25 protein-coding genes are annotated in these 26806 nt (G+C 42.1%); 11 read left to right on the forward strand and 14 right to left on the reverse strand.

Translation table 11 applies throughout. From position 1 onward, the window contains the following. The first annotated feature begins 344 nt into the window (after window positions 1-344). Window positions 345-680, forward strand: a complete 336-nt coding sequence (aciT, locus tag F947_RS07480; RefSeq protein WP_004974137.1) for a ciprofloxacin tolerance protein AciT — start codon at window positions 345-347, stop codon at window positions 678-680. 209 nt (window positions 681-889) lie between these two features. After that, window positions 890-1369: a hypothetical protein gene (locus F947_RS07485; protein ID WP_004974140.1), complete on the forward strand. Its 480-nt coding sequence runs from the start codon at window positions 890-892 to the stop codon at window positions 1367-1369. 62 nt (window positions 1370-1431) lie between these two features. Here the strand turns inward: F947_RS07485 and dtd are convergent, their stop codons facing one another. Beyond that, window positions 1432-1872, reverse strand: coding sequence for a D-aminoacyl-tRNA deacylase (gene dtd / locus F947_RS07490; RefSeq protein ID WP_004974142.1), 441 nt, complete (start codon window positions 1870-1872; stop codon window positions 1432-1434). A gap of 234 nt (window positions 1873-2106) precedes the next feature. Here dtd and pncB point away from each other — a divergent pair, with 234 nt between their 5' ends. The 3 genes from pncB (at window position 2107) to asd (ending at window position 5186) form a co-directional block, all read left to right on the forward strand. Beyond that, the gene (gene pncB, locus F947_RS07495; protein WP_026438345.1) at window positions 2107-3312 is read left to right on the forward strand and encodes a nicotinate phosphoribosyltransferase; all 1206 of its coding nucleotides are present in this window, start codon (window positions 2107-2109) and stop codon (window positions 3310-3312) included. 174 nt (window positions 3313-3486) lie between these two features. Beyond that, complete coding sequence (locus tag F947_RS07500; RefSeq protein ID WP_004974146.1) at window positions 3487-4329, forward strand: sulfurtransferase; 843 nt, start codon at window positions 3487-3489, stop codon at window positions 4327-4329. Beyond that, window positions 4326-5186, forward strand: a complete 861-nt coding sequence (gene asd, locus F947_RS07505; protein WP_004974153.1) for an archaetidylserine decarboxylase — start codon at window positions 4326-4328, stop codon at window positions 5184-5186. Before F947_RS07500 ends, asd begins: the two co-directional genes overlap by 4 nt. A gap of 83 nt (window positions 5187-5269) precedes the next feature. On the opposite strand, the gene phoR is transcribed toward asd, so the two are convergent. The 3 genes from phoR to F947_RS07520 form a co-directional block, all read right to left on the reverse strand. Next, window positions 5270-6628: a phosphate regulon sensor histidine kinase PhoR gene (phoR, locus tag F947_RS07510; protein WP_004974154.1), complete on the reverse strand. Its 1359-nt coding sequence runs from the start codon at window positions 6626-6628 to the stop codon at window positions 5270-5272. Window positions 6629-6637: 9 nt separating this feature from the next. After that, on the reverse strand, window positions 6638-7348 hold the full coding sequence (gene phoB / locus F947_RS07515) for a phosphate regulon transcriptional regulator PhoB (RefSeq protein WP_004974162.1): 711 nt from the start codon (window positions 7346-7348) through the stop codon (window positions 6638-6640). A 495-nt stretch (window positions 7349-7843) separates the two neighbouring features. After that, window positions 7844-8563: a TetR/AcrR family transcriptional regulator gene (locus F947_RS07520; RefSeq protein ID WP_004974164.1), complete on the reverse strand. Its 720-nt coding sequence runs from the start codon at window positions 8561-8563 to the stop codon at window positions 7844-7846. Between the two features lie 213 nt (window positions 8564-8776). Here F947_RS07520 and F947_RS07525 point away from each other — a divergent pair, with 213 nt between their 5' ends. Next, window positions 8777-9616 (forward strand): SDR family NAD(P)-dependent oxidoreductase, encoded by an 840-nt coding sequence (locus F947_RS07525; protein ID WP_004974166.1) that lies wholly within the window; start codon window positions 8777-8779, stop codon window positions 9614-9616. Window positions 9617-9642: 26 nt separating this feature from the next. Here the strand turns inward: F947_RS07525 and F947_RS07530 are convergent, their stop codons facing one another. The 5 genes from F947_RS07530 to F947_RS07550 all read right to left on the reverse strand — a co-directional run bounded on the left by F947_RS07530 (window position 9643) and on the right by F947_RS07550 (window position 14944). Next, window positions 9643-11010, reverse strand: a complete 1368-nt coding sequence (locus F947_RS07530; RefSeq protein ID WP_004974168.1) for an MATE family efflux transporter — start codon at window positions 11008-11010, stop codon at window positions 9643-9645. 114 nt (window positions 11011-11124) lie between these two features. Then, window positions 11125-12279, reverse strand: a complete 1155-nt coding sequence (locus F947_RS07535; protein WP_026438346.1) for a methionine aminotransferase — start codon at window positions 12277-12279, stop codon at window positions 11125-11127. A gap of 157 nt (window positions 12280-12436) precedes the next feature. Continuing rightward, on the reverse strand, window positions 12437-13765 hold the full coding sequence (locus tag F947_RS07540; RefSeq protein ID WP_004974172.1) for a DUF445 domain-containing protein: 1329 nt from the start codon (window positions 13763-13765) through the stop codon (window positions 12437-12439). Between the two features lie 18 nt (window positions 13766-13783). Further along, a complete protein-coding gene (locus F947_RS07545) occupies window positions 13784-14359 on the reverse strand; it encodes a CC0125/CC1285 family lipoprotein (protein WP_004974173.1) in 576 nt (191 codons plus the stop codon). A 45-nt stretch (window positions 14360-14404) separates the two neighbouring features. Next, entirely contained in the window at window positions 14405-14944 is a 540-nt protein-coding gene (locus F947_RS07550) for a DUF924 family protein (protein WP_004974174.1), read from the reverse strand. A gap of 318 nt (window positions 14945-15262) precedes the next feature. Between F947_RS07550 and gshA the strand changes: the two genes are divergently transcribed. Both gshA and F947_RS07560 read left to right on the forward strand, forming a co-directional pair. Further along, the gene (gene gshA, locus F947_RS07555) at window positions 15263-16840 is read left to right on the forward strand and encodes a glutamate--cysteine ligase (RefSeq protein ID WP_004974175.1); all 1578 of its coding nucleotides are present in this window, start codon (window positions 15263-15265) and stop codon (window positions 16838-16840) included. Between the two features lie 18 nt (window positions 16841-16858). After that, window positions 16859-17392 carry a disulfide bond formation protein B gene (locus tag F947_RS07560; RefSeq protein WP_004974176.1) on the forward strand — a complete coding sequence of 178 codons (534 nt, stop codon included), beginning with the start codon at window positions 16859-16861 and terminating at the stop codon, window positions 17390-17392. 142 nt (window positions 17393-17534) lie between these two features. On the opposite strand, the gene F947_RS07565 is transcribed toward F947_RS07560, so the two are convergent. Next, complete coding sequence (locus F947_RS07565) at window positions 17535-18866, reverse strand: alpha/beta fold hydrolase (RefSeq protein ID WP_004974178.1); 1332 nt, start codon at window positions 18864-18866, stop codon at window positions 17535-17537. 308 nt (window positions 18867-19174) lie between these two features. On the opposite strand from F947_RS07565, the gene F947_RS07570 reads away from it, so the two are divergent. Beyond that, the gene (locus F947_RS07570) at window positions 19175-19759 is read left to right on the forward strand and encodes a YqiA/YcfP family alpha/beta fold hydrolase (RefSeq protein WP_026438348.1); all 585 of its coding nucleotides are present in this window, start codon (window positions 19175-19177) and stop codon (window positions 19757-19759) included. Window positions 19760-19773: 14 nt separating this feature from the next. Beyond that, window positions 19774-21654: a DNA topoisomerase IV subunit B gene (gene parE, locus F947_RS07575; RefSeq protein WP_004974183.1), complete on the forward strand. Its 1881-nt coding sequence runs from the start codon at window positions 19774-19776 to the stop codon at window positions 21652-21654. Window positions 21655-21730: 76 nt separating this feature from the next. Here parE and F947_RS07580 read toward each other — a convergent pair whose 3' ends face one another. The 4 genes from F947_RS07580 to F947_RS07595 all read right to left on the reverse strand — a co-directional run bounded on the left by F947_RS07580 (window position 21731) and on the right by F947_RS07595 (window position 25856). Next, the gene (locus F947_RS07580) at window positions 21731-22432 is read right to left on the reverse strand and encodes a phospholipase D family protein (RefSeq protein ID WP_004974184.1); all 702 of its coding nucleotides are present in this window, start codon (window positions 22430-22432) and stop codon (window positions 21731-21733) included. A 137-nt stretch (window positions 22433-22569) separates the two neighbouring features. Continuing rightward, window positions 22570-23985: an SLC13 family permease gene (locus F947_RS07585; protein WP_004974185.1), complete on the reverse strand. Its 1416-nt coding sequence runs from the start codon at window positions 23983-23985 to the stop codon at window positions 22570-22572. Window positions 23986-24161: 176 nt separating this feature from the next. Then, window positions 24162-24944, reverse strand: a complete 783-nt coding sequence (locus F947_RS07590) for a sulfite exporter TauE/SafE family protein (protein ID WP_004974188.1) — start codon at window positions 24942-24944, stop codon at window positions 24162-24164. Between the two features lie 171 nt (window positions 24945-25115). Next, on the reverse strand, window positions 25116-25856 hold the full coding sequence (locus tag F947_RS07595; protein ID WP_004974189.1) for an outer membrane protein OmpK: 741 nt from the start codon (window positions 25854-25856) through the stop codon (window positions 25116-25118). Between the two features lie 545 nt (window positions 25857-26401). Here F947_RS07595 and F947_RS07600 point away from each other — a divergent pair. After that, window positions 26402-26767 (forward strand): HPF/RaiA family ribosome-associated protein, encoded by a 366-nt coding sequence (locus F947_RS07600; RefSeq protein ID WP_004974190.1) that lies wholly within the window; start codon window positions 26402-26404, stop codon window positions 26765-26767. Window positions 26768-26806 lie beyond the last annotated feature (39 nt).

Consider the following 26806-nt stretch of genomic DNA (forward strand, 5'->3'; position numbering starts at 1 on the left):
CAGCAGATAACGATGAACGGTAAACAAAAACTGTCGATAAAAACCGCAACAGCATTGAATGAAAAAAATATTTTTTAAGGCAAAAAAATAAGGTGTTTTTTTGTAATGACACGCGAATAAAGAGCTAGCTTAGCTTCCCGAAAACTACAAAATTTAAAAAATGTAATGACAATATAATATTGCGACAAGGTGTGTCGCTTTATAAAAATACAAGTCTTTTTTTATCTAGAAAACGCAGCATAATGCAGACATAGAATTTAAATCGACATCCATTATTTATTTAAACGGTATTTGAAGTCGCAGACCAATTCAAAAAGAGGCTGCATCTTTAGACGGAGGTTTTTATGCTAACAGCGAATTTAGCGACCATTGTAGGCTTAAGCCTCGTCGCAGCTGCGTTGATTGCTGTTTTCTTTTCGCCTTATCGTCGCTGGTTAAACTTTATGTTGGCAGGTATGGTGTTTTGGGGTTTATTGGAAGTGGTGCGCTACAGTGTGCAAAGCGTATTTGAACTGCCAATTACCTACAGTTACTTGTCGGCAATTTTCTTGGCGATGACTTTGGTGACTTTATTATTATTACGAGAAGACCGTCGGGCAGAGCGTGCTTTGGCAAAACGTCGCTATATCGAACATACCCCAGTCTATGAAGACGATCAGCAGCAGTGCTCAAGCCGCTAAATCGTACAGACTAAATTCAAAAACTTTAAAAAGATGCAACTGGTTTGCATCTTTTTTGCTTTATCTGTACGGCAGTTTGCGCCATCCAAACAGCGACAAAATTTTAACACCCTCCTAAAGATTGTTATACAAAGCCTTGCAGCAAAAAGCGGGAGTTGTGATAGGATGAGTCTGTTCATTATCCAACAATTACAATAGGCTTCACTGTCATGAAACTTTCTGCAATTCCTGTGGTCAAACTTCCTTTGGTTGATGTCAGCACCGATCCACTTGACCTTCTCGTGGCAGGTTTGGCATTGCGTATGAAACAACTGGCACGTACCAGTCCAAAATTTATTGAGTTGGTGCATGAACGCCAGTTCCGTATTCAAATTGGCACAGACTTGGGTATGGCGCGTCAAATTATTGTCAACAATGGACATATTGACACTGTGGCAGGCGATGCAGAAAAAGCCGATTTTATTTTGCAGTTTGCAGACAGCGAGCAAGGCGTAAAAACCTTAATGAAAGGTGATCCAACTGCATTTATGACAGGCATGCAAAATGGCAGCATTAAAATGGAAGGTGATTTTGGCTTATTGGTGTGGTTTAACCAAGCAGCGAAATTGATTCCACCTAAACTACCAAAACCTGTAAAAGAAAAAATTAAAATGGCACGCCAGTTTATTAAACAAAAAACGGGTAAATAAGCTGCTCAGACCCAAACAAAAACCTCTGATCAATTTTTGACAGAGGTTTTTTTATATGTGATTTACTCGACCTCCAAACAAAAAGTCACAGGCCCGTCATTTACCAAATGCACTTTCATATCGGCAGAGAAAATACCTGTTTCCACCCTGTCAAACTGACTTTTGGCATAGTCCACCAATTGTTCATACAGCGCTTTGGCATCGTTTGGGGGCATCGCAGGGCCAAAATCAGGACGTAAACCTTTTTGAGTCTGTGCCATGAGGGTAAATTGTGAAACCAATAACACACTGCCATTGGCCTGACTGACATTCCAACCCATTTTGCCTTGTTCATCATCAAAAAAACGATATTTTAAAATTTTATCAATCAGCTTTTTGCCTTTCTCAAAATTATCGTCTTTGCCTAAGCCCAAAAATACCAAAATACCCTGTTGAATCTCGCCAGTGATTTCACCATCGACCACGACTTTGGCTTCAAGAACTCGTTGTAATAATGCGCGCATGGGGGACTAATTTTCTCAGTGTGGGGGATGGCTGCAGATTGTAGCAAACTTAGGCACTTTGGCGTGCATTAACATCAATCACGAAAGCATCACAACGGTAGCTGCCCGCAGAGAGGTAAAATATCTTGGGAAGGCTACACTTCAGCAAAGTTGTAACAAGATTGTCGATAAAAGCCCTTTTTTGCTGAATAAAGTATGCTTTAATGCAAGAAGTACCGCGAAATGATGATCCCTATGACCCCCATTATTCAATCTCTGCTCGATACTGATTTATATAAATTCACCATGTTACAGGTGGTGCTGCATAAATTTCCGCAAACGCACAGTGTGTATCAATTCCGCTGCCGTAATCTTGAAGATACCGCGTATCCACTGAGCGATATTTTAGCTGAGTTGAATGCGCAGCTTGATCATTTGTGTCAGTTGAAATTTAAAGAAGATGAATTGCAGTATTTGCGTAATTTACGCTTTATTAAAAGTGACTTTGTCGATTATTTAGAATTATTTCAGCTCAAGCGTCGTTTTATTCACGCCAGTATTGATGCGCAAGGTCGTTTGGATATTCGGGTAGAAGGCCCGATGGTACAGGCCATGATGTTCGAGATTTTTGTCCTGGCAATTGTCAATGAACTGTATTTTCAGCGCATCCGTAATGATGAGGTTTGGGCAGAAGGTGAGCGCCGTTTACAGCAAAAAATTGCCCTGATTCAAAGTTACCAACAGCAGCAACTGCCTGAAGATCCACCATTTTTGGTTTCAGATTTTGGTACGCGCCGCCGTTATAGTTTTGCATGGCAAAAGCACGTGATTGCGGCTTTTCATCAAGCTGTACCTGAAGTGTTTCGTGGTACTAGTAATGTACTGTTGGCTAAAGAATTAGGCATTACCCCAATTGGGACAATGGCACATGAGTTTTTACAGGCATTTCAGGCGCTAGATGTACGTTTACGTGACTTCCAAAAAGCCGCACTAGAAACTTGGGTGCAAGAATATCGGGGTGATTTAGGCATTGCCTTGACTGATGTGGTCGGGATGGATGCTTTCCTGCGTGACTTTGATTTGTATTTTGCCAAGTTATTTGATGGCTTACGACATGACAGTGGCGACCCGTATGTGTGGGGCGATAAAGCTTATGCACATTATAAAAAGCTAAAAATTGACAGTAAAACTAAAATGCTGACCTTCAGTGATGGCTTAAATGTCGAAAAAGCATGGGCCTTGCATCAGTATTTTAAAGACCGTTTTCAGGTTAGTTTTGGGATTGGTACCAACTTAACCAATGATATGGGGCAAACTGCGCTAAATATTGTGTTGAAATTGGTGGAATGTAATGGTCAGTCGGTGGCGAAATTGTCAGATAGTCCTGGTAAAACCATGACCGATAATGACACCTTCTTGGCATATTTGCGCCAAGTTTTTGATATTCAGGCACCAGTTTAAAGACCAACAAGCCTAAAAAACTGAAAAAAAGACCGAAGAAAATCTTCGGTTTTTTTCTAGATTAAAGCATGCGATTGTTAAAATTCTGAGAAAGTTATGAAAAAAACAGCATGCGCCCAAAAATGACCTATACTAAGTTAAAGTGGATTGCCAACCAGACTGAACAGCATAAAAATGAACGCTTCACCATTCGATTTTGGACTGCTGATTGAAGCAGAAGATTTAGTCCCCGTTTTAGGACATGACAAATTACGCATTGTCGATTTAAGCCGTAATTCGGTGTATGAGCAATTGCATCTGCCGCATGCCTTACAGGTCAAACCGAGCATGTTGTTACGTCAGGATGAAGATGCTTCAGGTCTATTGCCTGAACCTGAAGCCTTGCAGGAGCTGATTCAGTATTTGAATATCTCACCTGAGCATCATGTGGTGGCTTATGATGATGAAGGCGGTGCATGGGCAGGGCGTCTGATTTGGAACTTGCACTGTTTGGGCTTTGAAAATACCAGTTTGCTCAATGGCGGTATTCATGCTTGGTTGGCCGCAGGTTTTCCGACCACTTCTGAAGTTGAATCACTGAAACCTGTCAGTACACTTGCTCCTGTTGTAGCGCAAAATCAGTATCGTATTCAATATGATGAATTGTTGCAGAAATGCCAAAACCAGTCGGTACAACTGTGGGATTGCCGTACTATAGATGAATATACAGGGCTGCGTTTGGCTGCACGACGCGGTGGTCACATACCTGGGGCATTGCATTTTGAATGGAGTACTGCCCTTAATCGTGAAAATCATTTAAAATTGCACCCCTTAGAACGCACACGACAGCGTCTGGAACAACTCGGATTTAATCTCAAAGAGCCTGTAGTGGTGTATTGTCAGTCACATCACCGTTCAGGTCTGGCCTATATTTTAGGAAGATTACTGGGTTGGCAAATTCAGGCCTACGATGGTGCGTGGAGTGAATGGGGCAACCGCCCTGACAGTCCTGTTATTACTGGAGAGTTGCCGTCTTGAGCCTCACATCACGTTTAAAAAAACAAATTTTCATTCAGGCACAGCGCGTTGTGCCACAACATCAATTATCACGTGTTGTAGGTAAACTTGCAGCTAGCGAGCATCCTGTACTGAAAAATGCGGTTATTACGGCATTTAAAGCCCAGTATGGCATTGATATGTCATTGGCAGAGCAAAGCAATGCCTTGAAATATAAATCTTTTAATGATTTTTTCACCCGTTCTTTAAAGCAGGGCGTACGTGAAATTGACAGCAATCCGAGCAGCATTGTATCGCCTGCAGATGGTGCAATTTCGCAATTGGGTAAAGTTGAAGATGGTGCTATTTTTCAGGCCAAAGGTCAGCAATTTACTGTTGAAAATTTAATTGCCGACCCGCAACTGGCAGAACCATTTAAAAATGGTCAGTTTGCCACGGTATATTTATCTCCGAGAGATTATCACCGTGTGCACATGCCGTTTGCAGGCACACTGACTGAAACTCTGTATGTGCCAGGTGAGCTATTTTCGGTGAACCAAACCACAGCAGAAAATATTCCGGGTTTATTTGCCCGCAATGAGCGTATGGTGTGTTTGTTTGATACCGAACTGGGTCGTATGGCAGTGGTTTTAGTCGGTGCGATGATTGTAGCGGGTATTGAAACCGTAGCTACAGGCAAGGTGAAACCATCGGGGCGTTTAGAACTGAATCAACACCAATTGTTCCTTGAAAAGGGTGCAGAATTGGGACGTTTTTATTTAGGTTCAACGGCAATTGTTTTATTTGAAGAAAATAAAATGCAGTGGGATGCTGAATTTCGAGCCAATTCGGTGGTGGAAATGGGCAAAGCCTTGGGGCATACCGTTACCGCAGTATAATTTTATGTGTTGAGAAATCAAAAAACGCCAAATTGATTTGGCGTTTTTTGCTTTTAATGAGTAGGATAATTTTAAACATGAACTTAAGTCACGTGGTATAAACGTTCTTTCGGGAACACAACTTTAAAGGTAGATCCTTGATTTTCTTTAGATTCTACTTCTAAGTGTGCGTTGTGCTGCATTAAAACGTGCTTCACAATTGCTAAGCCTAAACCTGTGCCGCCAGTTTGTCGGCTGCGTGCGCTGTCTACACGATAAAAGCGTTCGGTTAAGCGTGGTAAGTGTTTCGGATCAATCCCGATGCCTGTATCTTCCACAGTAAAATAACCTTGATTGCCATCATCATGCCAGCCAATGGTAATCGTCCCACCTTTCGGGGTATATTTAATCGCATTGGTGATCAGGTTGCTAAAGGCACTGGCCAATTCTACATCTGAACCAATCAGATCATAATGACTGTCAATATTTAAGTTGAGCGTATGTCCATAATCGACGTTATAGGCATGTGCATCGTCAAATAATTGATTCATTAAACTTGGCATTTCAATAATTTGATTTTTGGCGATGGTTTTTTCATTTTCCAGACGCGACAGCAGCAGCAGGTCATTTACCAAAGCGTTCATGCGTCGGGTTTGTGACTGCATTTGCTCAAAAGCACGTTTCCAACGCGGGTTAATATCTTCCTGATCGGTAAAGGTTTCGATATAACCACTCAGCACCGTTAGCGGAGTGCGTAATTCGTGTGAAATATTATCGACAAAGTCTTTACGCATTTGTTCTAGGTTATGCATACGCGTCATGTCGTAAGCAAATAACAAACGGCTATCGCCACCAAACTGAGTCATTTTGACTTGCACATATTGCCCTTCATGCACGCTAGATTTCATTTTTAAACCGTCAGGTGCTTGATCAATATGATTAAAATATTCAATAAAACTAGGTTGGCGCAAAATAGTGAGGATGTTGCGTCCACGGTCTAAAGGCTGAATACCCAATAGCTTTTCAGCAGCAGGGTTCCACCATTCAATTTGATGATTTTCATCAATCAGCATCACGGCTTCATCCAACGCCACCAATGAAGACTGGGCGCGATCAATCAACCCGACCATTTCGGCCTGAACGATACGTTCCTGACGTTGTGAGCGATAAACATTGAACAGTAATGCACCCCAAATACCATGCAGATTTGGCGGCACATCATAAGGACGATTGGAAATCCAATCATTAACTAAATAGAGGGAGCGCATTTGCTGAAGAAAAAACAGCAAAAAGGCGAGGCTAATACAAATCCAAAAATACCCAATCCCAAAACCAATCAAGCTTGCAATAATTAGGAAAAAGGCCAATAAACGAAAATCTTGTTTGGCAAAAGTCCATAAACTGCTGTAACGAACTTGTTTGAGGTCACGGGCGAGTTCAGGGACTGGGTAAGGTTCGTACATAAAATAATTTTAGCCTAAAGCAACATCCGCACGTGTCGAGAAGCGATAGCCTGTACCACGTACCGTTTGTACAAAACGGTCTACGCCATACGGTTCTAAAACTTTACGTAAACGACGAATATGCACATCAATAGTTCGGTCTTCAATATATACATTGCCGCCCCAGACTTGGTCAAGCAATTGCGCTCGGGTGTAAGCGCGCTCTGGGTGCGTCATAAAGAACGCCAATAGACGATATTCGGTTGGGCCCATTTCTAAAATATTGTCACCAAAACTAACACGCTGGCTGACTGGGTCCAAAATTAAACCGTTGGCATCAATAGTTTTTTCACCGCTTAAGGCATTGGCACGACGTAAGACCGCTTTAATACGTGACACCAGTTCACGGGTCGAGAACGGCTTAGTCATGTAGTCGTCCGCGCCAGCATCTAAACCTTGAACTTTGTGATCTTCTTCGCCACGTGCAGTGAGCATAATCACAGGAATTTCAGCAAGGTTGTCATCGCGTTTTAGGCGACGGCACAAGTCTACACCGCTGACACCGCCTGGCATCATCCAATCAAGCAAGATAAGCGCTGGACGTTGATCGACAATCATCTGATGAGCTTGTTTTGCATCTTCTGCTTGTAAGCACTGAAAGCCTGCCATATCTAAAGAGGTATGGATCATCTCCCGAATTGGAAGTTCGTCATCGACGATTAAAATGTAGTCATCTTTCACAACGCAATATCCTATAGATGTTAACGGTGGACCGTTTTATTTATGACAGGCTTATTACAAAGATTAATTATGACAGTATCATTGCAGAAAGGGTTGAATGGGCTATTTTTGCAATAATTTGTGACAAAATAGTGTCGATTTGATGAAAAAACTGAACAGATTCAGTCAAAGTAAATAGGGTCTGCTGACACTTCGTCTATGTTTGCGACGTGAGAGATATATCTCGCAAGATTTTTTAGCTGATATAAGGCATGAGGCAGGAAATTTAGTTATTCTAAGTGACTGACTCATAACGCAATAGCGGCAAAAAAATATGCTCGTTCCGAAGGACTGTAGCTAAAACTTTCTCAGATTGCGTTATGAAACTTGGCAATAGACCCACTATTCCCTGCGTTTCATGCCTGATCTGCTCAGTTTTAGCCTACAGCGCAAGCCATTTATGAAATGTCAGCAGACCCCTCTGAATTTGAAAAATATTATGAATATTTTTCGATTTTATGACAATGTCGAAGAATCTTTCACAAAAGCTTGCTCTTTTTCCGAAAAGGTCTGTAATAACGATAAAAATACAATACGGCAAGAAGACAAGACATCTTCCATGGATTGTTTGAAATCGCTCATCACCCAGCGAATCGCAATTTGGGTGACATAACCATTTAAGCCTGTCGCTACCAGTGAAATTTCTCGGTTGGGGCGGTCTAAATGCGGCATCATCAGCATGACAAAGGCCTGAATCATGCGGTCAAAACGCGACATAGTTTCGTGAATGGTGGCTTGGTTATGTAGTTCTTGCACCAGCATGGCATCAATATAAATAATACGTGCCATTTGCGGGTTATTTTTTAGCGTGGTCAGTAAAGCAGTCAGTCCTGCATCAATCATTTTTTTAGGATCAGCCGAGGCTTGCATAATGGCTTGCATGACATTTTGCTGTAATTCATCAATCAATTTTAAAAAAATGGTCTGAAACAGTTCTTCGCTTTTTTTAAAGGATTCGTAGAAATAGCGCTCGGTTAGTTTGGCTTCGGTACAAATATCTTTTACGGTCACGGCAAAAAAACCATGCGTGCCATAGGCTTGAATACCTGCCTCAATCAGTTTTTCACGACGCGCCTGTTTGCGCTCAGTTAAAGACAAGCCTTTAAACTGACGTTCTTTTTGTTGTTTCTGGGTGGTTTTTTCTGTTTCTGCAGTCACGGGCAGTTGTTCTGTCATGTTCAGTTAAGCCAAATAAGAACCGTAATTAGGCTTTATACTAGCAATAATTATCTGTTAAACCTATGTTTTCAGATTCATTTGCGATATTCGTACTGGCTTATATTGACAATACTTATTGTCAAAATTATATTTAAACCACAGCGCATCGCACAGCCCTACAAAACAACAAGCAGGTCTGAACTGTGCACGCCACATACTCAAGGAAATCACATGAAAAATTTTAAAAATAAAGTTGCCGCAATTACAGGCGCAGGCTCGGGTATTGGGCAGCAATTGGCTGTTCTATTGACGAAGCAAGGCTGTCATTTATCGCTCAGTGATGTGAATGAACAAGGTTTGGCGCAAACAGTGGATTTGCTCAAAGACAGTAATGTGCGCGTGACCATTAAAAAGGTGGATGTTTCTAAATTAGAACAAATGCGCGAATGGGCAGCTGAAACTGTGCGAGACCACGGCTCGGTCAATATGATTTTTAATAATGCAGGCGTGGCTTTGGGTTCTACCGTAGAAGGTGCAAGTTACGAAGAGTTGGAGTGGATTGTTGGTATTAATTTCTGGGGTGTGGTCTATGGCACCAAAGAATTTTTGCCTTTAATCAAACAAACGGGAGATGGTCATATCATTAACATTTCCAGTTTATTTGGTTTAACTGCACAGCCAACGCAGTCGGCTTATAACGCAACCAAATTTGCGGTGCGCGGTTTTACCGAGTCTTTGCGTCAGGAATTGGATTTGGAAAATTGTGGTGTGAGTGCGTTGAGCGTGCATCCAGGCGGGATTCGTACCAATATTGCCAACAATGCTAAAATGAACGACAGCATGCGCACTTTGGGCATGAATCCTGAAAAATCGGCACGTGCTTTTAATAAATTATTGCGTTGCCCGCCTGAAGAAGCGGCGCGCCAAATTTTAGAAGCGGTACAAAAAGACAAGCGCCGTTTATTGATTGGTAATGATGCCAAAACTTTGGATTTAATCCAGCGTATTGTTCCAACGGGTTATCAGAAAGTTACCGCATGGGCGACTAAGTTGGGCAAGAAACGCGGTTAATCTAACTTACAAATATAACAGACCATTCAGACCAAAACCTGAATGGTTTTTTTCTTCCAGACAAATTGATAATACGCACCTTGACCGATGCACAGACTCACAAATGCCAAGGCATAGGCATACCAAATTCCTTGCAAACCCCACCACTGACTGAAGAAATAAGCACACGGTACTTCAATTAAAACAATCGCTAAAATATTGATGATCATTGGAACATTGACCGTGCCACTGGCGCGCATAATGGAGGCAAAAATTGCACTGGCACCAAAAAATAAAATGGCCCATAACACAATAAATAAGAGCTGCTGACCCAGTACCACCACCGCAGGATCGGTAATAAACAACGCCATCAGATATTTAGAAAATAAATAACCCAAGGTGACTAAAATACCTGTAATCAGCAAATTCATGCCTAAGGCTGTACGGGTCACTTTAGCCAGTAATTCGGCTTTGCCTGCACCAATGGCTTGTGCAGCAAAAATTGAAGCGGCAATTGCAATAGATAGCGCAGGAAATTGAATATAGTTCAACACCTGATTAACTGCGCCATAGGCGGCAGTGGCCTCAGCACCATGCCGATTGACCAAACCGACAATCACCAAACCTGCCATAGAGGTAGTGACCATTTGTAAGCCTGTGGGAATCCCTAAGCGTAAAATCACCTTGCTTAAATTGGGTTGATGCCGAATTTGACGTAGTAGATGCACATCCATTTTTAAGGGATGATTCTTTTTATTCAGGTAAATCACCAAAAAAATTAAAACAGCCAGATAGCCCAGAATGGTGGCAATTGCAGGGGCAATAATGCCCAAGCGAGGAAAGCCAAAATAACCTGCAATCAGGATGGGGGTAATCACCAATCCCATTAAACTAGTCAAACTCAGGGCAATGAGTGGCGTAAGGCTATCGCCCACTCCACGTAAAATAGAGGTATAAATAATATAAACAAACAGCAGTGGGCTGCCTGCCAACATCCATTGCACATACGGCAGGGATAGATGCATCACTTTAGGGTCTGTGCCTAATAATATTAAAATTTGTTCGGCAAAAATCACCCCCAAACAGGCAATGAAACTGCCGCCAATTAGGGTCATAAATAAAGTCGAACCGACAATACAACGCACTTTTTCGTCATTTTGTGCGCCCCACGCTTGCCCGACCAACACGGTCGATCCTGCCGAAAGCCCAATCACAAAGGCCATCAGGCAAAAAATAATGGGAAAAAATACCGACACCGCAGCAATGGCTTCCACACCGAGCATTTGCCCGACAAAAATCGTGTTAATGGTGCCCGAAAGATTTTGCAAAATATTGGTGGCAATCAGTGGCAATAGAAACACCAAAAAGGTTTTCCAAAGCTGAGGGTGATCGACCAGTGCCTGAGGTCTTGCCATGCCAAATCCTGCGCTTCAATATGCGGTTGTTTGAAATTTCACCCTAGCATGATTTGGTCATAAAAAGCCTTAGCTTTTCAGTAACTCAGTGACATTTCAGTGGAGCTTCATCGCTTAAATTGCCGATAAAATTTCACCTGCACGCAACAGGGTTTCGGTTTTTTTAGCAAAGCAGAAACGGATTAAACGTAAATCATCGGGTGGGGTTTGATAAAATGCAGACACAGGAATACCGACAATGCCGTGCTGCTCGGCTAGAAAATGGCACATATCGACAGCATTTAAGCCGGGACGGATATTGCTGTAATCTAAATTTTGAAAATAAGTGCCTTGTGCAGGGCTGAATTGAAAGCGTGAATTGGCAATGCCTTGATTAAACAAATCACGTTTGTCCTGATAAAACTTTGCCAGTTCTGCAATATGTTCAGGGTGCTGCTGCATATAATTTGCCAAAGCCACTTGCACAGCGCTAACTCCGCAGAAATTAATAAATTGATAGGCTTGGCGAAAGAGCTGCATTAAGGCAGGTGCAGCCGCACAGTAGCCTGTTTTCCAGCCTGTGACATGAAAAGTTTTACCAAAGGAACCCACGACAAAACTGCGTTCCCTAAGCTCAGGAAAAGACAGTGCAGAGCGGTGTTGATGCGCATCAAAGACCAAATGTTCATAGACTTCATCGGACAGCACCACAATATTATGTTCCTGAATAACATCAATTAAATGCTGCCAATCTTGCGCTGACCATACTGTGCCTGTGGGGTTATGTGGTGTGTTGATGATGATCATGCGGGTTTTGGCATGAATCGCATCTTTGACCATATTCCAGTCCACCTGAAAATGTGGAGCCTGCAGCGGAATATGAACGGCTTTTGCACCCAACAATTTTACACAGGGTGCATAACTGTCATAACTTGGATCAAAAATAATGACTTCATCGCCTGCCTGCAGCACGGTTTGCATGATGCTAAAAATAGCCAGTGTTGCCCCTGGGGTGATGGTAATTTCACTGATCGGGTCAAGCATTAGCTGATCACGCTGTAAAAATTGCTGTGCCAGTTGTTCGCGTAGTGGCAAGTAACCATCGCCCGAAGGATATTGATTGAAGCCTGCGTGTGTGGCTTGGCTTAAAGCATCCAGTAATGCTGCAGGTGGGGGAAAGTCGGGAAAACCCTGCGATAAATTTAAGGCATTTAGTTGTTGTGCCAAGTTAGACATGGTACTAAAAATACTCAGACCTTGAGCAGGCAGTTTCGCGTGAATATCGAGCATAGTGGGGTTCTGGTTGTGGCAGCAGCTTGTTTTACATCGTAGCGTTTTCAGGGGGGAATGCAAATGGGGTAAAGGGTGATGATGTGGCTTGAATAGATCGTTCGAGGCGTTATTTTTGATTGAACACCTCAAGATCGACTTATCAAAAACTTGCATTTTAAATCAACTCCACCAATGCCCGAATAATCCCCAATCCCAGACCAATAAATGCACCTACGACCACACCATTGACCCGAATCATGTGTAAATCACCACCGACTTCGTTTTCAATTTTACCAATCATTTCGCGCGAGTCCCATTCGTGAATACGCTCACTAATAAAGCGAATCACTTTTTCACTATATTGATCTGACAAGTTCACCGCAATCGTACTCATTTTTTCATTCAGTAATTGACGTACTGCGGTATTGGCAATGATATTTTCACCGACTTGCTGAATAGCAACACGCAGGTTTTGTGCAATTCCCGAATCAGGTTTTTGTAAATCTTCCTTAATCGCATTGCAGAGAATCACCACTGCACCACTGATAAAATTCAAGACTTGTGGACTGTCTAATAGGGCATTTTTAGTGTCATTTAGACGTAGACTGGCACTGCTGTTGTTATCTGCCAGTTGTAACATCAGTTGTTGCCCAGCCTCTTCAATTTTTTGTCGCCAAGGGTGTTCAGGGTCTGCCAACATAGATTCGACCCGTTGCAGTAAAGAATCTATGGTGCGTTGCTGCACATCAATTCCAATCCAGCTCGCACCTTTGGCCAGTTTCCACACGCCAAGCTCTTTAAACAATTGACGGGTCAATTCACGGCTTTTTTCAGGATGTTTCAGCATCCAGTCATGGGCAAGGTCTAAACCGCGTTGCAGCACATCCTGATGAAAGTCATTTTCCAAAACCGCACGCAGCATTTCACTGGCCAAGTAGTTGACCTGCGTGTTGCGAACCCATTGCACACTGTTGCTTTGAATAAAGCGCCCAATTTGTTCTTGCCCGACAAATTCAAAAATTTTCGGTACAGTCTGCTGAATGACTTGGGTCACTTGCGCATTATTTTGTGGATTCGCCAACCATTTGCCCACGGATAAAGATAAGTCAGTGCTGTGCAGGCTTTTTTGTACCACTTGGGGCGATAAAAAGTTTTCCTGTACGAAACGCCCCATCGACTCGGCAATACGGTCTTTGTTGCGTGGAATAATTTCGGTGTGATCACGTAAGAATTTAGGAATTGGCATTTTGCCAAAAGGATTGCGAAACAGCACCGTAATCGCATACCAGTCTGCCAGACCACCGACCACGCCTGCTTCGGCAGACAGCATTAGTATGTGAATCAACCACGTATATTCAGGCAGTAATTTTGCGGTTAGCATTAATGCCAGCCATGCCACCACGGCAATCACTAAAGCAATGGTGGCAAAGCGTTTACTGCGTTGCAGACTCGGAGAGCTATGCTGCGAGCTGCTCGCTAAAGTGTGGTCAGACGCTGTATTCATGCAGGCATCCTTATCTCATTAGGGCGCGGCAGGGGCAGAGGTTGGTGGGGGTAATGGTTGTCCTGTGGGACTTAAACCATATTTTGCCCCCAGTGATTGTAAAATTAGGCTCGCATCAAAGGCATCTTCAGGTGCAGATTTTTGATCTTTAAAACACTGAATGGTGTAAGACACTTGAGTCGGATCGAGGGTCACCACTTGCGGCATATCATAGAATGGGTCAGGCCAGAATGGTGCGCGACGATGATAATATCCATACGGCGAATAGCTATACGGATAGTAACTTGGTGCAGGGTAAACCACGGCTTGTCTAGGTGGTTTCTGGCTACGGTTACTCGGATCATCTAAAACTTTAAAAAAGCGAAAACCGTGTTGCAGCGTGGTTTGTGCTGCTTTCACCAAAGTAATTTCTTCTGCAGTGCCAAAACTCATGTTATGACCCGCTAAAAAACTAATCCGATAGGTTTGCGCATTGAGCGGTGTGGTGCTGTATTGCCCCAACTGTTCAAAGCTGAGCGGTTTAGAGGGTGTCGTGGCACAGCCTGTAAACAGCAAACTGCTGGCAAGGGCAAGACCGAGTAGGAAATATTTCATGTGAAAGCTCCTGTACACATCAACCAGCCAAGACAAACTCGCCAGTTAAAAACTGCTATTGGGTTGAGTTAAAAACTCAAGTTCTTCTGCGCTAGATGGACGTCCTAACACCTGATTCCGATGCGGATAACGTCCAAAACGGTCAATAATTACTTTATGTTTCAGTTCATAGTCCAGCACAGTGGGGTCATTCAAACTTCCAAATAACGTCAATGCGACTTCGTGAATACGTTTGGATTCACTGTGCATAAACGGCATATATAAAAAACGGCGTTCGGTTGGGTTTAAGTCCTGATCCAATTTTAAGTGAATCATTTCCTGTGCCAACACCAAGGCCATTCCATCTTGGGCAAAGGCACGCGGGTCATTACGGTATAAATTACGTGATAATTGATCTAAAACAATGATTTCAGCCAAACGACCTGCAGGTGTTTCGCGCCATGTCCATAATTCTCCTTGTGCCGCTTGTTGCAGTACATCGGTAAATTTTTCTGCGAGCAGGGCATCAAATTCTGCGCTTTTGACAAACCAGTTCGGTTCTGCAGCAGGAGAAAACCAAAAATCTAAAAAATCTTGATAATTCATACGCTTTATTATTTACCTCTGTTCTTTTGATTATAAAATCACAAATTTAGCATGTCTTATAGTGCAACTTTGTGATAAAAAATTGCCAAATTAAAATTTATTGACGTTGACCACTTTATAAAATGTCAGCATGCCCCAAAATCATCATTTTGTTAGAAAAAACAGCCCAAGCGCATGTGCTGATGCCAAATCAAGTTATACTTGAACGGTAGCAATTTCATCTCAGATCATCTGCATGATAGAGAAAATTGCCACCGACCCAAAATCAGCCTGTGGTTTATGTCGTATTTGTAGTGTATTGGATTAAGCGAGAGTGTAATGAGTCAACCCGAACCAAATGCGCAAGATGTTCTACCAACATGGGTAGACGCTGCGTTGCTTCAAGGGATGTTGCGCGGGATTGAACGCGAAAGTCTGCGTATGCAAAGCGATGGCTTCTTGTCGCAGCAAGCACATCCTCAAGCCTTGGGTTCGGCACTCACACATCCGCATATTACTACGGACTATTCCGAAGCGTTGATGGAGTTCATTACTCCACCGCAAAGCAGCATTCAACACGCGCTTGATTATTTGCGAGATATTCATAGCGTGGTGCATCAACACTTAGGCGAAGGTGAAAAACTTTGGCCGCTGTCGATGCCATGTATGCTTGATGAAACCGATGACGGTATTCCACTGGCGCAATATGGCAGCTCCAATATTGGGCGCTTTAAAACTTTGTATCGCCGTGGTTTAGGTGTGCGCTATGGTCGCCGTATGCAGACCATTTCAGGGGTGCATTATAATTTATCCTTCCCTGAACATTTATTTGCCGCCTTGCAACAACATGAAAGTGATGAGCAGCTCAAAGCACTGAGTTTGCAAGATTATCGTAGTCATCGTTATTTAGGTTTAATTCGTAACTTTATTCGTTTAACACCATTGGTGATGTTTTTAGTCGGTGCAAGTCCATCGGTTTGTCAGTGTTTTATGACGGGGCGTGAACATCATTTGCTGCCGTTGTTAAGAGGCACGTTGTATTTACCGTATGCGACTGCATTGCGTATGGGTAACTTTGGCTATCAAAACTCGGCGCAGAAAAAACTTGGTATTCATTACAATGATTTAACGGGTTATTTGGATGGTTTGCAAAAAGCCGTAAAAACCCCGTACTTGCCATTTAGCCGCTTAGGTTTAGATGATGCCACGGGTGAGCCAATTCAAATTAATGACCATGTGCTGCAAATTGAAAATGAGTACTACAGTTTGGTGCGCCCAAAACAAGTACCACAAGAAGGTGAAACCCCATCTCAAGCACTTGCCAATCGTGGTATTGGTTATGTCGAATTACGCGCGGTAGATGTTAATCCGTATAGCCCAATTGGGATAGATGAACATACCGCAGGCTTTTTGGAAGTCTTAGCATTGTATTGTTTGTTGCAAGACAGCCCAACCTTGTTAGATGCGGAACAAAGCATCATCGAAAAAAATCAGGCCGAAGTGGTCAATCGTGGGCGTGCGCCAAATGCGCACATTCAAGAGAGCGATGTTAAAACCCCAATTGAAGCGTGGGGACAGCAGTATGTCACCGCCATGCAACCTTTGGCTGCTTTACTCGACCAAAGTTATGCGACGCAGCTGTATTCTCAAGCTTTAGAACGCATGATGGTGCGTTTGCATGAAGTCGATGAAACTCTGTCGGCACACATGATTGCCGATACTATTCGTCATGGTGGTACGTGGGGCTTTGGCAGTTATATGGCACAGCAACATGCACATGCGTATGAACAACATACGCTTCGTCCTGAAACACAAACATATTTTGATGAAATTGCAGTGCAATCTATTCAGCAACAACAACAACTTGAACAAGCACAAGGTCTGAGTTTTGCAGACTATGTCGCACAATATAGATAACAGCTCAGAGATTTAAACATGCAATTGAGTTATCGTCTGCTAAGTGGTGTTTTATTTTTAGCCAGTGTCATTGGGATGACATTTGCATTGTATTTGGAGCATGTGCAAGGTTTAGCGCCGTGTCCACTGTGCGTTTTTCAGCGGGTGGGCCTAATTGCATTGGGCTTGGTTTCACTGATTGCCTTTGTGCATAACCCTAAATCTAACGTGGTTAAGCGTATTTATGCGCTGTTCGGCAGTATTGGAATTTTATGGTCGGTGGGTGTGGCAGCACGTCATGTTTGGCTGCAAAACTTACCGCCTGATCAAGTGCCAAGCTGCGGCCCAGGACTGGATTATTTGGTAGATGCTTTACCCATGAAAGCTGTGTTGCAACAAGTGCTGTCGGGTTCAGGTGAATGTGCTGTGATTGATTGGACGTTCTTGGGGCAGTCTTTACCCGTGTGGTCATTGCTGTTCTTTAGCGTGTTGGCACTCATCAGTTTATGGCAATTGCTGCGTAACTATCCGTTTGTGGCATCGACTACATTTGGCAAAGTGAAGAAAAAATAAATTCGGGCTACTTGCTCACTGAATTGATAAAAATGCGCCATCTCAATGTAGATGGCGCTTTTTTATTTGTGTATTTAGGGGCTGTTGAAAATCCATCTACCAATCATCGTGTTGTAGCGTATTTTGAACTGTTTAGACTATGTTAGGTGAGCGCGATGCCTTCTAAGCTTGACCAATCACCAATAAACTCACGAATTTGCTGCTCTGGCACTTCTTCATGCGCAGGATAAAACCATTTCACCAATTGCTCTGCCACACTCGGATGATATTGCAACTGAAAATGGTTCAGACCATAGAACACAGCTTTGTGTGATTCAGGCAGTCTTAATTGAAACCGTGGGTTAGGGTGCTCCCCCAAAGCACTTTTTACACTGACCAAATAGTCGCCAATGACTTTGCGGGTCAGGTTCTGCTTTTTCTCGAACTCAATACTGCCTGCCACGAAATAAGCATTAATATGGGTTGGCAAAGGTGCAGGTTTGCGGTTGTCATCGACCTGTCCAATTCGTGCCTGATTATGTTCCCAGTCATCATCTCGCACACTGCCATAGCGCAAATCTAAAATGCCGTTGCTGCGAATGTTGACCAAATGCCCGACAATTTTCACAATAGGAAAGCGACCTAATTTTTCCTGTAAATGGAAACCAAAACGCTCCAAAACAGCCCCATGATGTGGTGAACCCAAGCAGACCAGATTTTCGACCAAGTGAATCCAGTGCTGCAAATTTTGCTTACCGTAAAACAGCGCACTGCGCGACACCAAGCCACCCATGCTGTGCCCAATTAAATCAATACTGGTAATTTTAGGATGACGCTGAATTAAATCATCTAAGGTATTGGCAAGACTGCGGCCATTGGCAGAAATGCGACGCCCTGTATTGTAATTCAGATATAACATGGTGTTATGGTCACGTTGTGCCAGTAATTTTTCACCAAAACCACCAAATTGGTGTGTAGTCCAATCGAGGTGATTGCGGCATAAACCGTGCACAAAAATCACCACACGCCCAGACAAATCGCCTTGTTGGACTTCGCCATAATGGTCATAGAGCACCATAGGTAAGGCGAGCGGATTTTGCTGTTCGAGTAGATAATCTCCCAATACGCCATTCAGTACACCGACTAAAAAATGCAGGCTTGGTGTGAGTGCTTTGTCATGTAAGTTGGGAAATTGCGCAATAATTTGACGTAAACCTGGCGCAACAAAGTGATAGCCGTATTGTTGTAAGCTGTGAAAGGCAAACTTATACAGCTTTTGAAAAGTCGCGGTTTTTTGAAACTTTTGCGAGCGTTGTTCGCTCATGCCAAATACGCTGAGCAAAACTTCACGCTGAATGGTTTGAATCACTTCGCTCATCACGGCATTCAGGCGCGTGCTGACCAACTGTGCCAAGCCTTCTAAGATATCGGCCTGACTTGGAGGTGTACGGTCCCATCTACAATAGGTTTCATGCAGCGGTGTTAAACTTGGCATACTGTGTTGCCCCTTGTGTTCCCATATACCGAACGCTTTATTTTTACTTGGGTTCGCGGTATAAACTCAAGGGTCTGTTGGCATTTCATGAATTTACAGGACTGTAAATTTTTAGATGAATTGTCACCAAACCCGATACTTTTATTTTATCGTGTTCATCTTGAACTACTTGTAAAATACCGATGAATGCCAAGATGTTCGCATCTTTTTGTCTAACAATTGCATTTTTCCATGAAAATTAAATTAAAAACGCAAAATAAGTGCTGTATCAGCCAAAAATTGAATGGTGTTACTTAGAAATGTCACGCATGAATTTAATTTATTTACATGGTTTTCAGAGCAGTCCTTTGTCCATGAAAGGGCAGCTATTGTATGCCTATGTGCAGCAGCATCGCCCTGATATTCAGATGCATTTGCCCGATTTAAATGCTCCACCTTTAGCGGTTTTGGCAAACGTATCGGCATTGATTCGACGTTTGCCCAATGTGGCATTGGTGGGCAGCAGTCTAGGCGGCTTTTATGCGACACAACTGGTCGCACAGCATCATGTGCCTGCTGTTGTGATTAACCCTGCTATGCGACCATGGCAATTGTTTCAGGACTTGTTTGGCGATGTGCTGCCCTATGTGGTACATCCGAACTGGAGCTTAACTGCAGCGCAATTGGATGACTTAGCAGACATTGCGTTGCCAGTTGCGCAAGATGCAGACAAAATATTGGTGTTATTGCAACAAGGCGATGAAGTTTTGGATTATCGTGAAGCGCAGCGTTATTATAGTGCTGCCTCACCTTCGGCCATGATCATGACTGAAGCGCACGGCAATCATGCCATGGATGATTTTGCAGACAAAATTCCGATGTTACTGCAATTTTTATCGGATTCCCTAGCTTAAGGAAACAGTACAACGTGTCTCAATATACCGCTCAATCTCTTGAAGTTTTATCTGGTTTAGATCCAGTACGTCGTCGCCCGGGCATGTATACCGACACCACACGTCCAAACCATTTGGCGCAAGAAGTTATTGATAATGCGGTGGATGAAGCACTTGCAGGGCATGCCAATAAAATTACCGTAAAAGTCTATAAAGATGGCTCTTTGTCGGTAGAAGACAATGGCCGTGGTATGCCTGTCGATATTCACCCAGAATACGGGCAAAGCGGGATTGAAATTATTCTGACCAAGCTGCATGCAGGCGGTAAGTTCAGCACCGACAACTACCAATTTTCGGGTGGTTTGCACGGGGTCGGTATTTCTGTAGTGAATGCCTTGTCCAGTCGGGTTGAAGTGACCGTACAGCGTCAGGGCAACCTGTATAAAATGGCTTTTGATCAGGGCGAAGCCGCTGCACCTTTAGAAGTCTTGGAAGGCAAAGCGCCAAAACGTGCTTCGGGTACGTTGGTACATTTCTGGCCTGAAGCTAAATATTTTGATTCACCTAAATTTGCGCTAAAAGCCTTAAAGCACAATTTAAAAGCCAAAGCGGTACTGGCTGCAGGTTTAGAAATTCATTACATTGATGAAATTAACGATGAAAAAATTGTCTGGCAGTTTGAAAATGGTCTAGTCGACTATTTGATGGATGAGCTGGAAGATCGTGAGATTGTACCTGCTCCTGCTTTTGTGGCGACAGGTGAGGCAGAACGTGCTAGTGCAGAATTTGCAATTTGTTGGAACGTAGAAGGTGGCGAGCAAATTCAGGAAAGTTATGTCAACTTGATTCCGACTGCGCAAGGCGGTACGCATGTCAATGGACTACGTTCTGGTGTGACCGATGCTTTACGTGAGTTCTGTGAATTACGCAATTTATTGCCGCGCAATTTAAAGCTATCTGCCGAAGATGTTTGGGATGGGGTTAACTACATTTTATCGTTAAAGTTCCAAGAGCCGCAGTTTTCTGGGCAGACCAAGGAGCGTTTATCGAGCCGTGAAGCGGCAAGCATTATGCAGAATATCGCCAAAGATGCTTTTGCCTTGTGGTTGAACCAAAATTCTGACATTGCCATGCAATTGGCAGAAATGGCAATTTCCAAAGCAGGTCGTCGTTTAAAAGCAGCGAAAAAAGTAGAACGTAAAAAAATCGTTTCAGGCCCAGCTTTGCCGGGTAAATTAGCCGACTGCGTGGGACAAACCCGTGAAGAATCGGAACTGTTTATTGTAGAAGGTGACTCTGCAGGTGGTTCTGCTAAGCAAGCGCGTGATAAAAACTTTCAGGCGATCATGCCAATTCGTGGAAAAATTTTAAATACGTGGGAAGTGTCTTCGGACGAGGTTTTGGGTTCGCAGGAGGTACACGATATTGCAATTGCGATTGGGGTTGACCCAGGTAGTGATGATTTATCTGAATTGCGTTACGGTAAGGTTTGTATTTTGGCCGATGCCGACTCAGATGGTTTACACATTGCCACTTTGCTGTGTGCTTTATTCGTGAAACATTTCCCAAGTTTGGTGGAAGATGGGCATTTATACGTCGCCATGCCGCCGTTATTCCGTATTGATGACGGTAAAGATGTGCATTATGCGCTAGATGAAGATGAGCTAGAAAATACGCTGAAAAAAGCCAAAACCAAAAATCCGCAAATTACCCGATTTAAAGGTTTGGGTGAGATGAATGCCAGTCAGTTACGTGAAACCACGATGGACCCAAATACACGCCGTTTGGTGCAATTGGATTTGGATGATAGTCATTTTACCGCGGGTTTATTGGATAAATTGCTGGCCAAAAAACGCTCTGCAGACCGTAAAGTGTGGTTAGAGCAGAAAGGTAATTTAGCCGATTTGGCGGTTTAAGCTGATTTAATTTAGAAAAAGCATCCATTATTTCAAAAAAGTAATGGATGCTTTTTATTGTAATTTTGATTGGTGTTTATAATTCAATATTTTCAGGCCATAAAAAATATCCACCATATTGACTGGTTTTAAATTCTGCACCTACGTCTTTGCCTTGTTGAGTGAGTATGTGCTTTCCAGCATCATTGATATTTAATAAGCCTTTTTCGGTAAAATGAGCCAACAATTCATTGGTTTTCATTTTATGTTTTGCTGCAAGTTTAGATGATGTTAATTTACCAACATTATTGTCATTGGTTTCTTCAACAGATTCATTTGTTGGTTCGGCTTTCACTTCATCTAAACTAATTCTAACTTCATCACTAATACGAATAATACGTTGCGCTTCTTCATAAGCATCTTTAAAGACATCTTGATCTTCATATTTGCGAATCAAAATGCCCATTTCGTTATTATTAATTTGGCTAAATTCATAAAGATTTAGACTAGAAATAATACATTCAGATTCATTGAGATAGCATTTAGCATGTAAGTTTTTACAAAAACTGAGCCGAACAAAATCAAGTTTTTGCATCCATTTTATTTCATCAGGATGTAAATCACTTTTTCCATAAACGATTCGAATATCAATTTTGAGTCGATCTTTATCTTCAAGTAACTCTTTAATACGGTCATTTAAACGTAAATATGGGCTAATTAAAATTAACCTTTCTTTGGCATTTTTTATCAGTTCTTCTAAGAAAAAATTGGTCGCGCTCGTATTTAAAAACTTAGCCATTTAACCCTCCTCATTGTGTCTAAATTATTATGTCCTGAGTATAGCGAATTTATTTAGGTAATGATTTGATGATTAAAAATATTCTAAAATTGAGGCGAAAAAAATGGAGCATCTTGTGCTCCATTTTTTATTGATCCTTAACTAAAGAACCAATATACAAATAATGAAATAATAAATACGCACATGACGTTCAACACCATGCCCACACTCATCATTTCACTTTGTTTAATTTGACCTGTACCAAATACAATCGCATTTGGTGGCGTTGCCACAGGTAACATAAAGGCACACGATGCACCAATACCAATAATCACCACTAAAATTTCTTTTGGAATACCCATTTGGTCTGCAATTGCAGCAAATACAGGAACCAATAACGCAGCAGACGCTGTATTACTGGTAAATTCAGTTAAGAAAATAATGAAGATGGTCACCGCAAAAATCACTACCAATGGCGAAGTATCACCAAAGGTATTGGCAAGGGTTTGACCCAATACCAAAGATGCGCCTGAATCTTTTAAGATCGCACTGAGGGTTAAACCACCACCGAACAGTAATAACACGCCCCAATCGGTATTTTCAGCCACTTGCTTCCAAGACGCAGTACCTAGCATAACCACTAAACATGCAGCAGTTAATGCAGTCCATGTATCGGGTTGGCTAATACCAAAGGTTTCGCTAAGTTTTTTACCAAAAATCCACGCCACTGCAGTACATACGAATAAAATCATCGTTGCAACACGGGTTTTGGTCCAAGGAATTACTTCAGTTTCAAAATGAATTTTTTGATTTAAATTTGGACGCAATACCAAATATAAGCTGACCAACATTGCTGGTAGCAAAATCAGCATCATTGGTAAACCAATTTTCATCCAGTCAGCAAAGTCATAGTCTAACGCTTTGGCTGCAATAGCGTTTGGTGGCGAACCTACCAACGTACCCAAACCACCTAAACTGGCAGAGTAGGCAATCCCCAATAAAATGAAAACGAAGGTTTTACGCTCTTTAGTGGCATCGAGGTGTGATAACAAACCCAGCGCCAACGGTAACATCATCGCCGCCGTGGCTGTGTTGGAAATCCACATCGACAACGCAGCAGTGACAATAAAAATAGATAAAACCGAAATCCCCAAGTGACCGCCCGACATGGAAATAATCCACATCGCAATTTTACGATCCAGTTTCTGAATGTGCAGTGCAGTCGCTAAAGCAAAACCACCAAAGAACAGGAAAATAACAGGATCGGCAAAAGTCGCCAATGCCTTGCTGGTGCTAATTGGCTCAAGCACTTTGCTGGCATTTTCTACAGGCATGCCCAAAATTACGGCAAGCACTGGCACCAAAAGCGCGGTAATGGTAATGTGTACAGCTTCGGTGAGCCATAAAATACCAATAAAAAGCAACAGACTTAGACCCTTATTTGCATTTTCATCATAGGGCAAGACATTGTATAAACCGAAAGAGAGCAGGGCTGCAATTGCAACAATCACCCAGGTCTTGATCAGTTCTTTTCGCTTAATATTGGCTGGCACTTCTATATGGTTATTTTCCATAGAAGTTCACTCCGTCAAAAGGAATTAAAAGAAAAGAGGGAAGATTGGTCGATGCAAACGACCGAAGCAGTCTGAATAGACTGTTTTTTAAGCTGGTCTTAATTATAGGTGTAAATAATTATTTAAGCCAAAAAAAATCTAAATAATTTTCCATTTGTTATGTTTATTGGTCTGATTTATATCAATAAAGCAGGTGATGTTTGGATGATGAATAATCCTTGAGCAATCGCGTAAAGTGCCATAAAACCCAATAACGTAAATACAATCTGCTTAAATAATGTCTGGGAAATTTGTTTACGAATCAGACTGCCGATATACACCATCAGCATAGAGATGATGCAAATCAGGGCTAAAACTTTTAATTGTATGTGGCTAAACTGTTGAATTACTGGATATAAAACTGCCAATTGAATGAGTTTGGAAATAATAAAGTTTAAGTTGCTAATCACCACAATATCGGTTTTGCTGTGTTGAGTGCTGAGTAAATACATCATTAGAAATGGTGCCATGGCATTGGTCGCACCACCAATCACACCTGCCAGCAAACCAAAAATCAGCATATTTTTGAGTGAGGCAGAAATTTGCAAAGGACGTTGTCGAAATTGATCGGCCACGTACAATAAAATCAGTACGCCCATTGCCAATTTTAAATAACCTTCGTTCAGAATGAGCAGCAAACTGACGCCCAAATAGCTGCCAATCAGCGCACTGAAGATTAAACCCCAATATTTTTTGCAGTAGCCATATAAACTGCTGAATATAGATTGTGTGGCATCGCCCCGCAGCATGTAGATATTGAGAAGCAAACAGGGAATCAGAACCAAAGCAACCGCAGTACTGAGTGGATATAACATCGCCACCGCAGCCGTACTGAGCATAGGAAAACCAAAACCGCTCATGCCATGCAAAATTGCAGCAATCGCACAAAACAGCAGAATAATGAAATCGGTTTTTTGCATGTGGGCTTCACAGTGCTTTTTATTTGAAATTTAACTCAATGTAGCGGAGTTTTGCGCTAAGTGCAAATGGGCTGCATGGTTATGAGCAAAGCATATTTATTGGAAACTATTTTAACGACCAATAAAAAAGCAAGACCGAGGTCTTGCTTTTTGAACAGCGAAAAATACAGCTTAGAAGTGGTATTTGACCAATGCGCTGACATCGTTTTGATTGATGCCTGATTTATTACCGTATTTGTTGTTCCAAACAGAGTGTTCGATACCGACATATAAACGTGTATTTGGCGAAATGTGTTTGCCTGCATTCCATTTATATTGTGTAGTCCAGTTGAGTTCGCTAGCGTGGTCATCTTCTGCAGTAGACCAATCAAGGAAACCATCTACTAAAAAGTCTTCAACACCGACTTTAAATGGAAGACCGTAAGCAAACGTCATTTGATAATCATCTTGAGAGATATCTTTATCATTATCTGCTTTGTAGAAGTTCAATTGCGCATATTTGAAATATGGAAGCTCAAGATCAAAACCAATACCGTATAGGTAATTGTTAAAGCCTTCGCCACCTTCCCAAGTGGTTGCAATTAAAACATCTTTAATTGGACCAAAGGCAAGTTTTTGACCAGAAACAGCGCCTAAGCTTAAGCGTGGTGATACTTCAAAGTAAGTGTCATTGCCATCTACATCATTGTTTGAACGGTCAGCAAAGGCAAAAAAATCACCATATTTAAAACCAGCAGCGTATTCAAAAGTTACAGTGCTTTGTTCAATCTCTTGATCGCCAGTTAAAAAAGGTGATTTGTAATTTTCACCGTATAAACCTGTCACGCTAAAATCTTGCCAAATCGGTGCAGCTTGCGTAAAAGTTGCAGCAGTGGAGATTGCGCACAGCGCAGCAATATGTGTAAGTTTCATAAAAATAGACCCCAATAAAAGCGTTTCAAGGATACAGATCCTTTAGCAAAAATAAAGCAAAATTCGATTATTGACGGGTCATTTTTGGGTGTTTTTTATCAGTTTTTGGGTTGAGTGTTTTTTAAACGATTTAAAACCAATGGTCAAAATGCAAAGGCGAATATTGCAGATGTAACTAAACCCTTTAAAAGCATCAAGTTTCTTATTGGCAATAGATTGAACAACATGGTGCTATCCAAATTGATCGCTTATTGAGCATCTAAGCTGAAATTGGTGATAAAAGGGTTATTCTTTTGCTGCTTTTCTATAAATATTGCTTGCATATTTTTCAGATAGGCCCGATATTCAAGGTATAGGGACACGGTTCTGCAGAATTAAAAGTGTTCATCATTCACGTAGGAGGAAGTGATTCCAAACTAAGTTGAAGATGTACTTTATGCTGTAAAAACAGCACATTATAAACACGCCAAAACATATATATAAAATTATGTGTAAGATTTTGGCACAACAAGATTCAGAAATAACGAACGCAAGAGGATGAAATCATGAACATTGAAATCCGTACCGATAAAAACATTCAAAACAGTGATCGATTAATTAGTTACGTTCGTGAAGAACTGAATAATGAATTCCAACGCCACAGTGAGCGTATTACCCATTTTTCAGTGCATTTTAGTGATGAAAATGGTGAAAAAGGCGGTGATGACGACATTCGTTGTATGATTGAAGCACGTCCAGCAGGTTTAAAACCAGTGGTTGTGAATCATCGTGGTCATAATATTGATACAGCCATTCACGGTGCGATTGACCGTTTAAAACGCAGCCTAGAACATGCGTTTGAGAAAAATGAGAATCCTCGTGGTGCTCGCCCAGAATTTGTAGATACAGATGTTGGTGGCGACGACGAATAAGGATCAGACAGATTCCAAGAGCCTCGCAAATTTTGCGGG

It is taken from the genome of Acinetobacter towneri DSM 14962 = CIP 107472 (genome assembly GCF_000368785.1).
GTDB lineage: Bacteria > Pseudomonadota > Gammaproteobacteria > Pseudomonadales > Moraxellaceae > Acinetobacter > Acinetobacter towneri.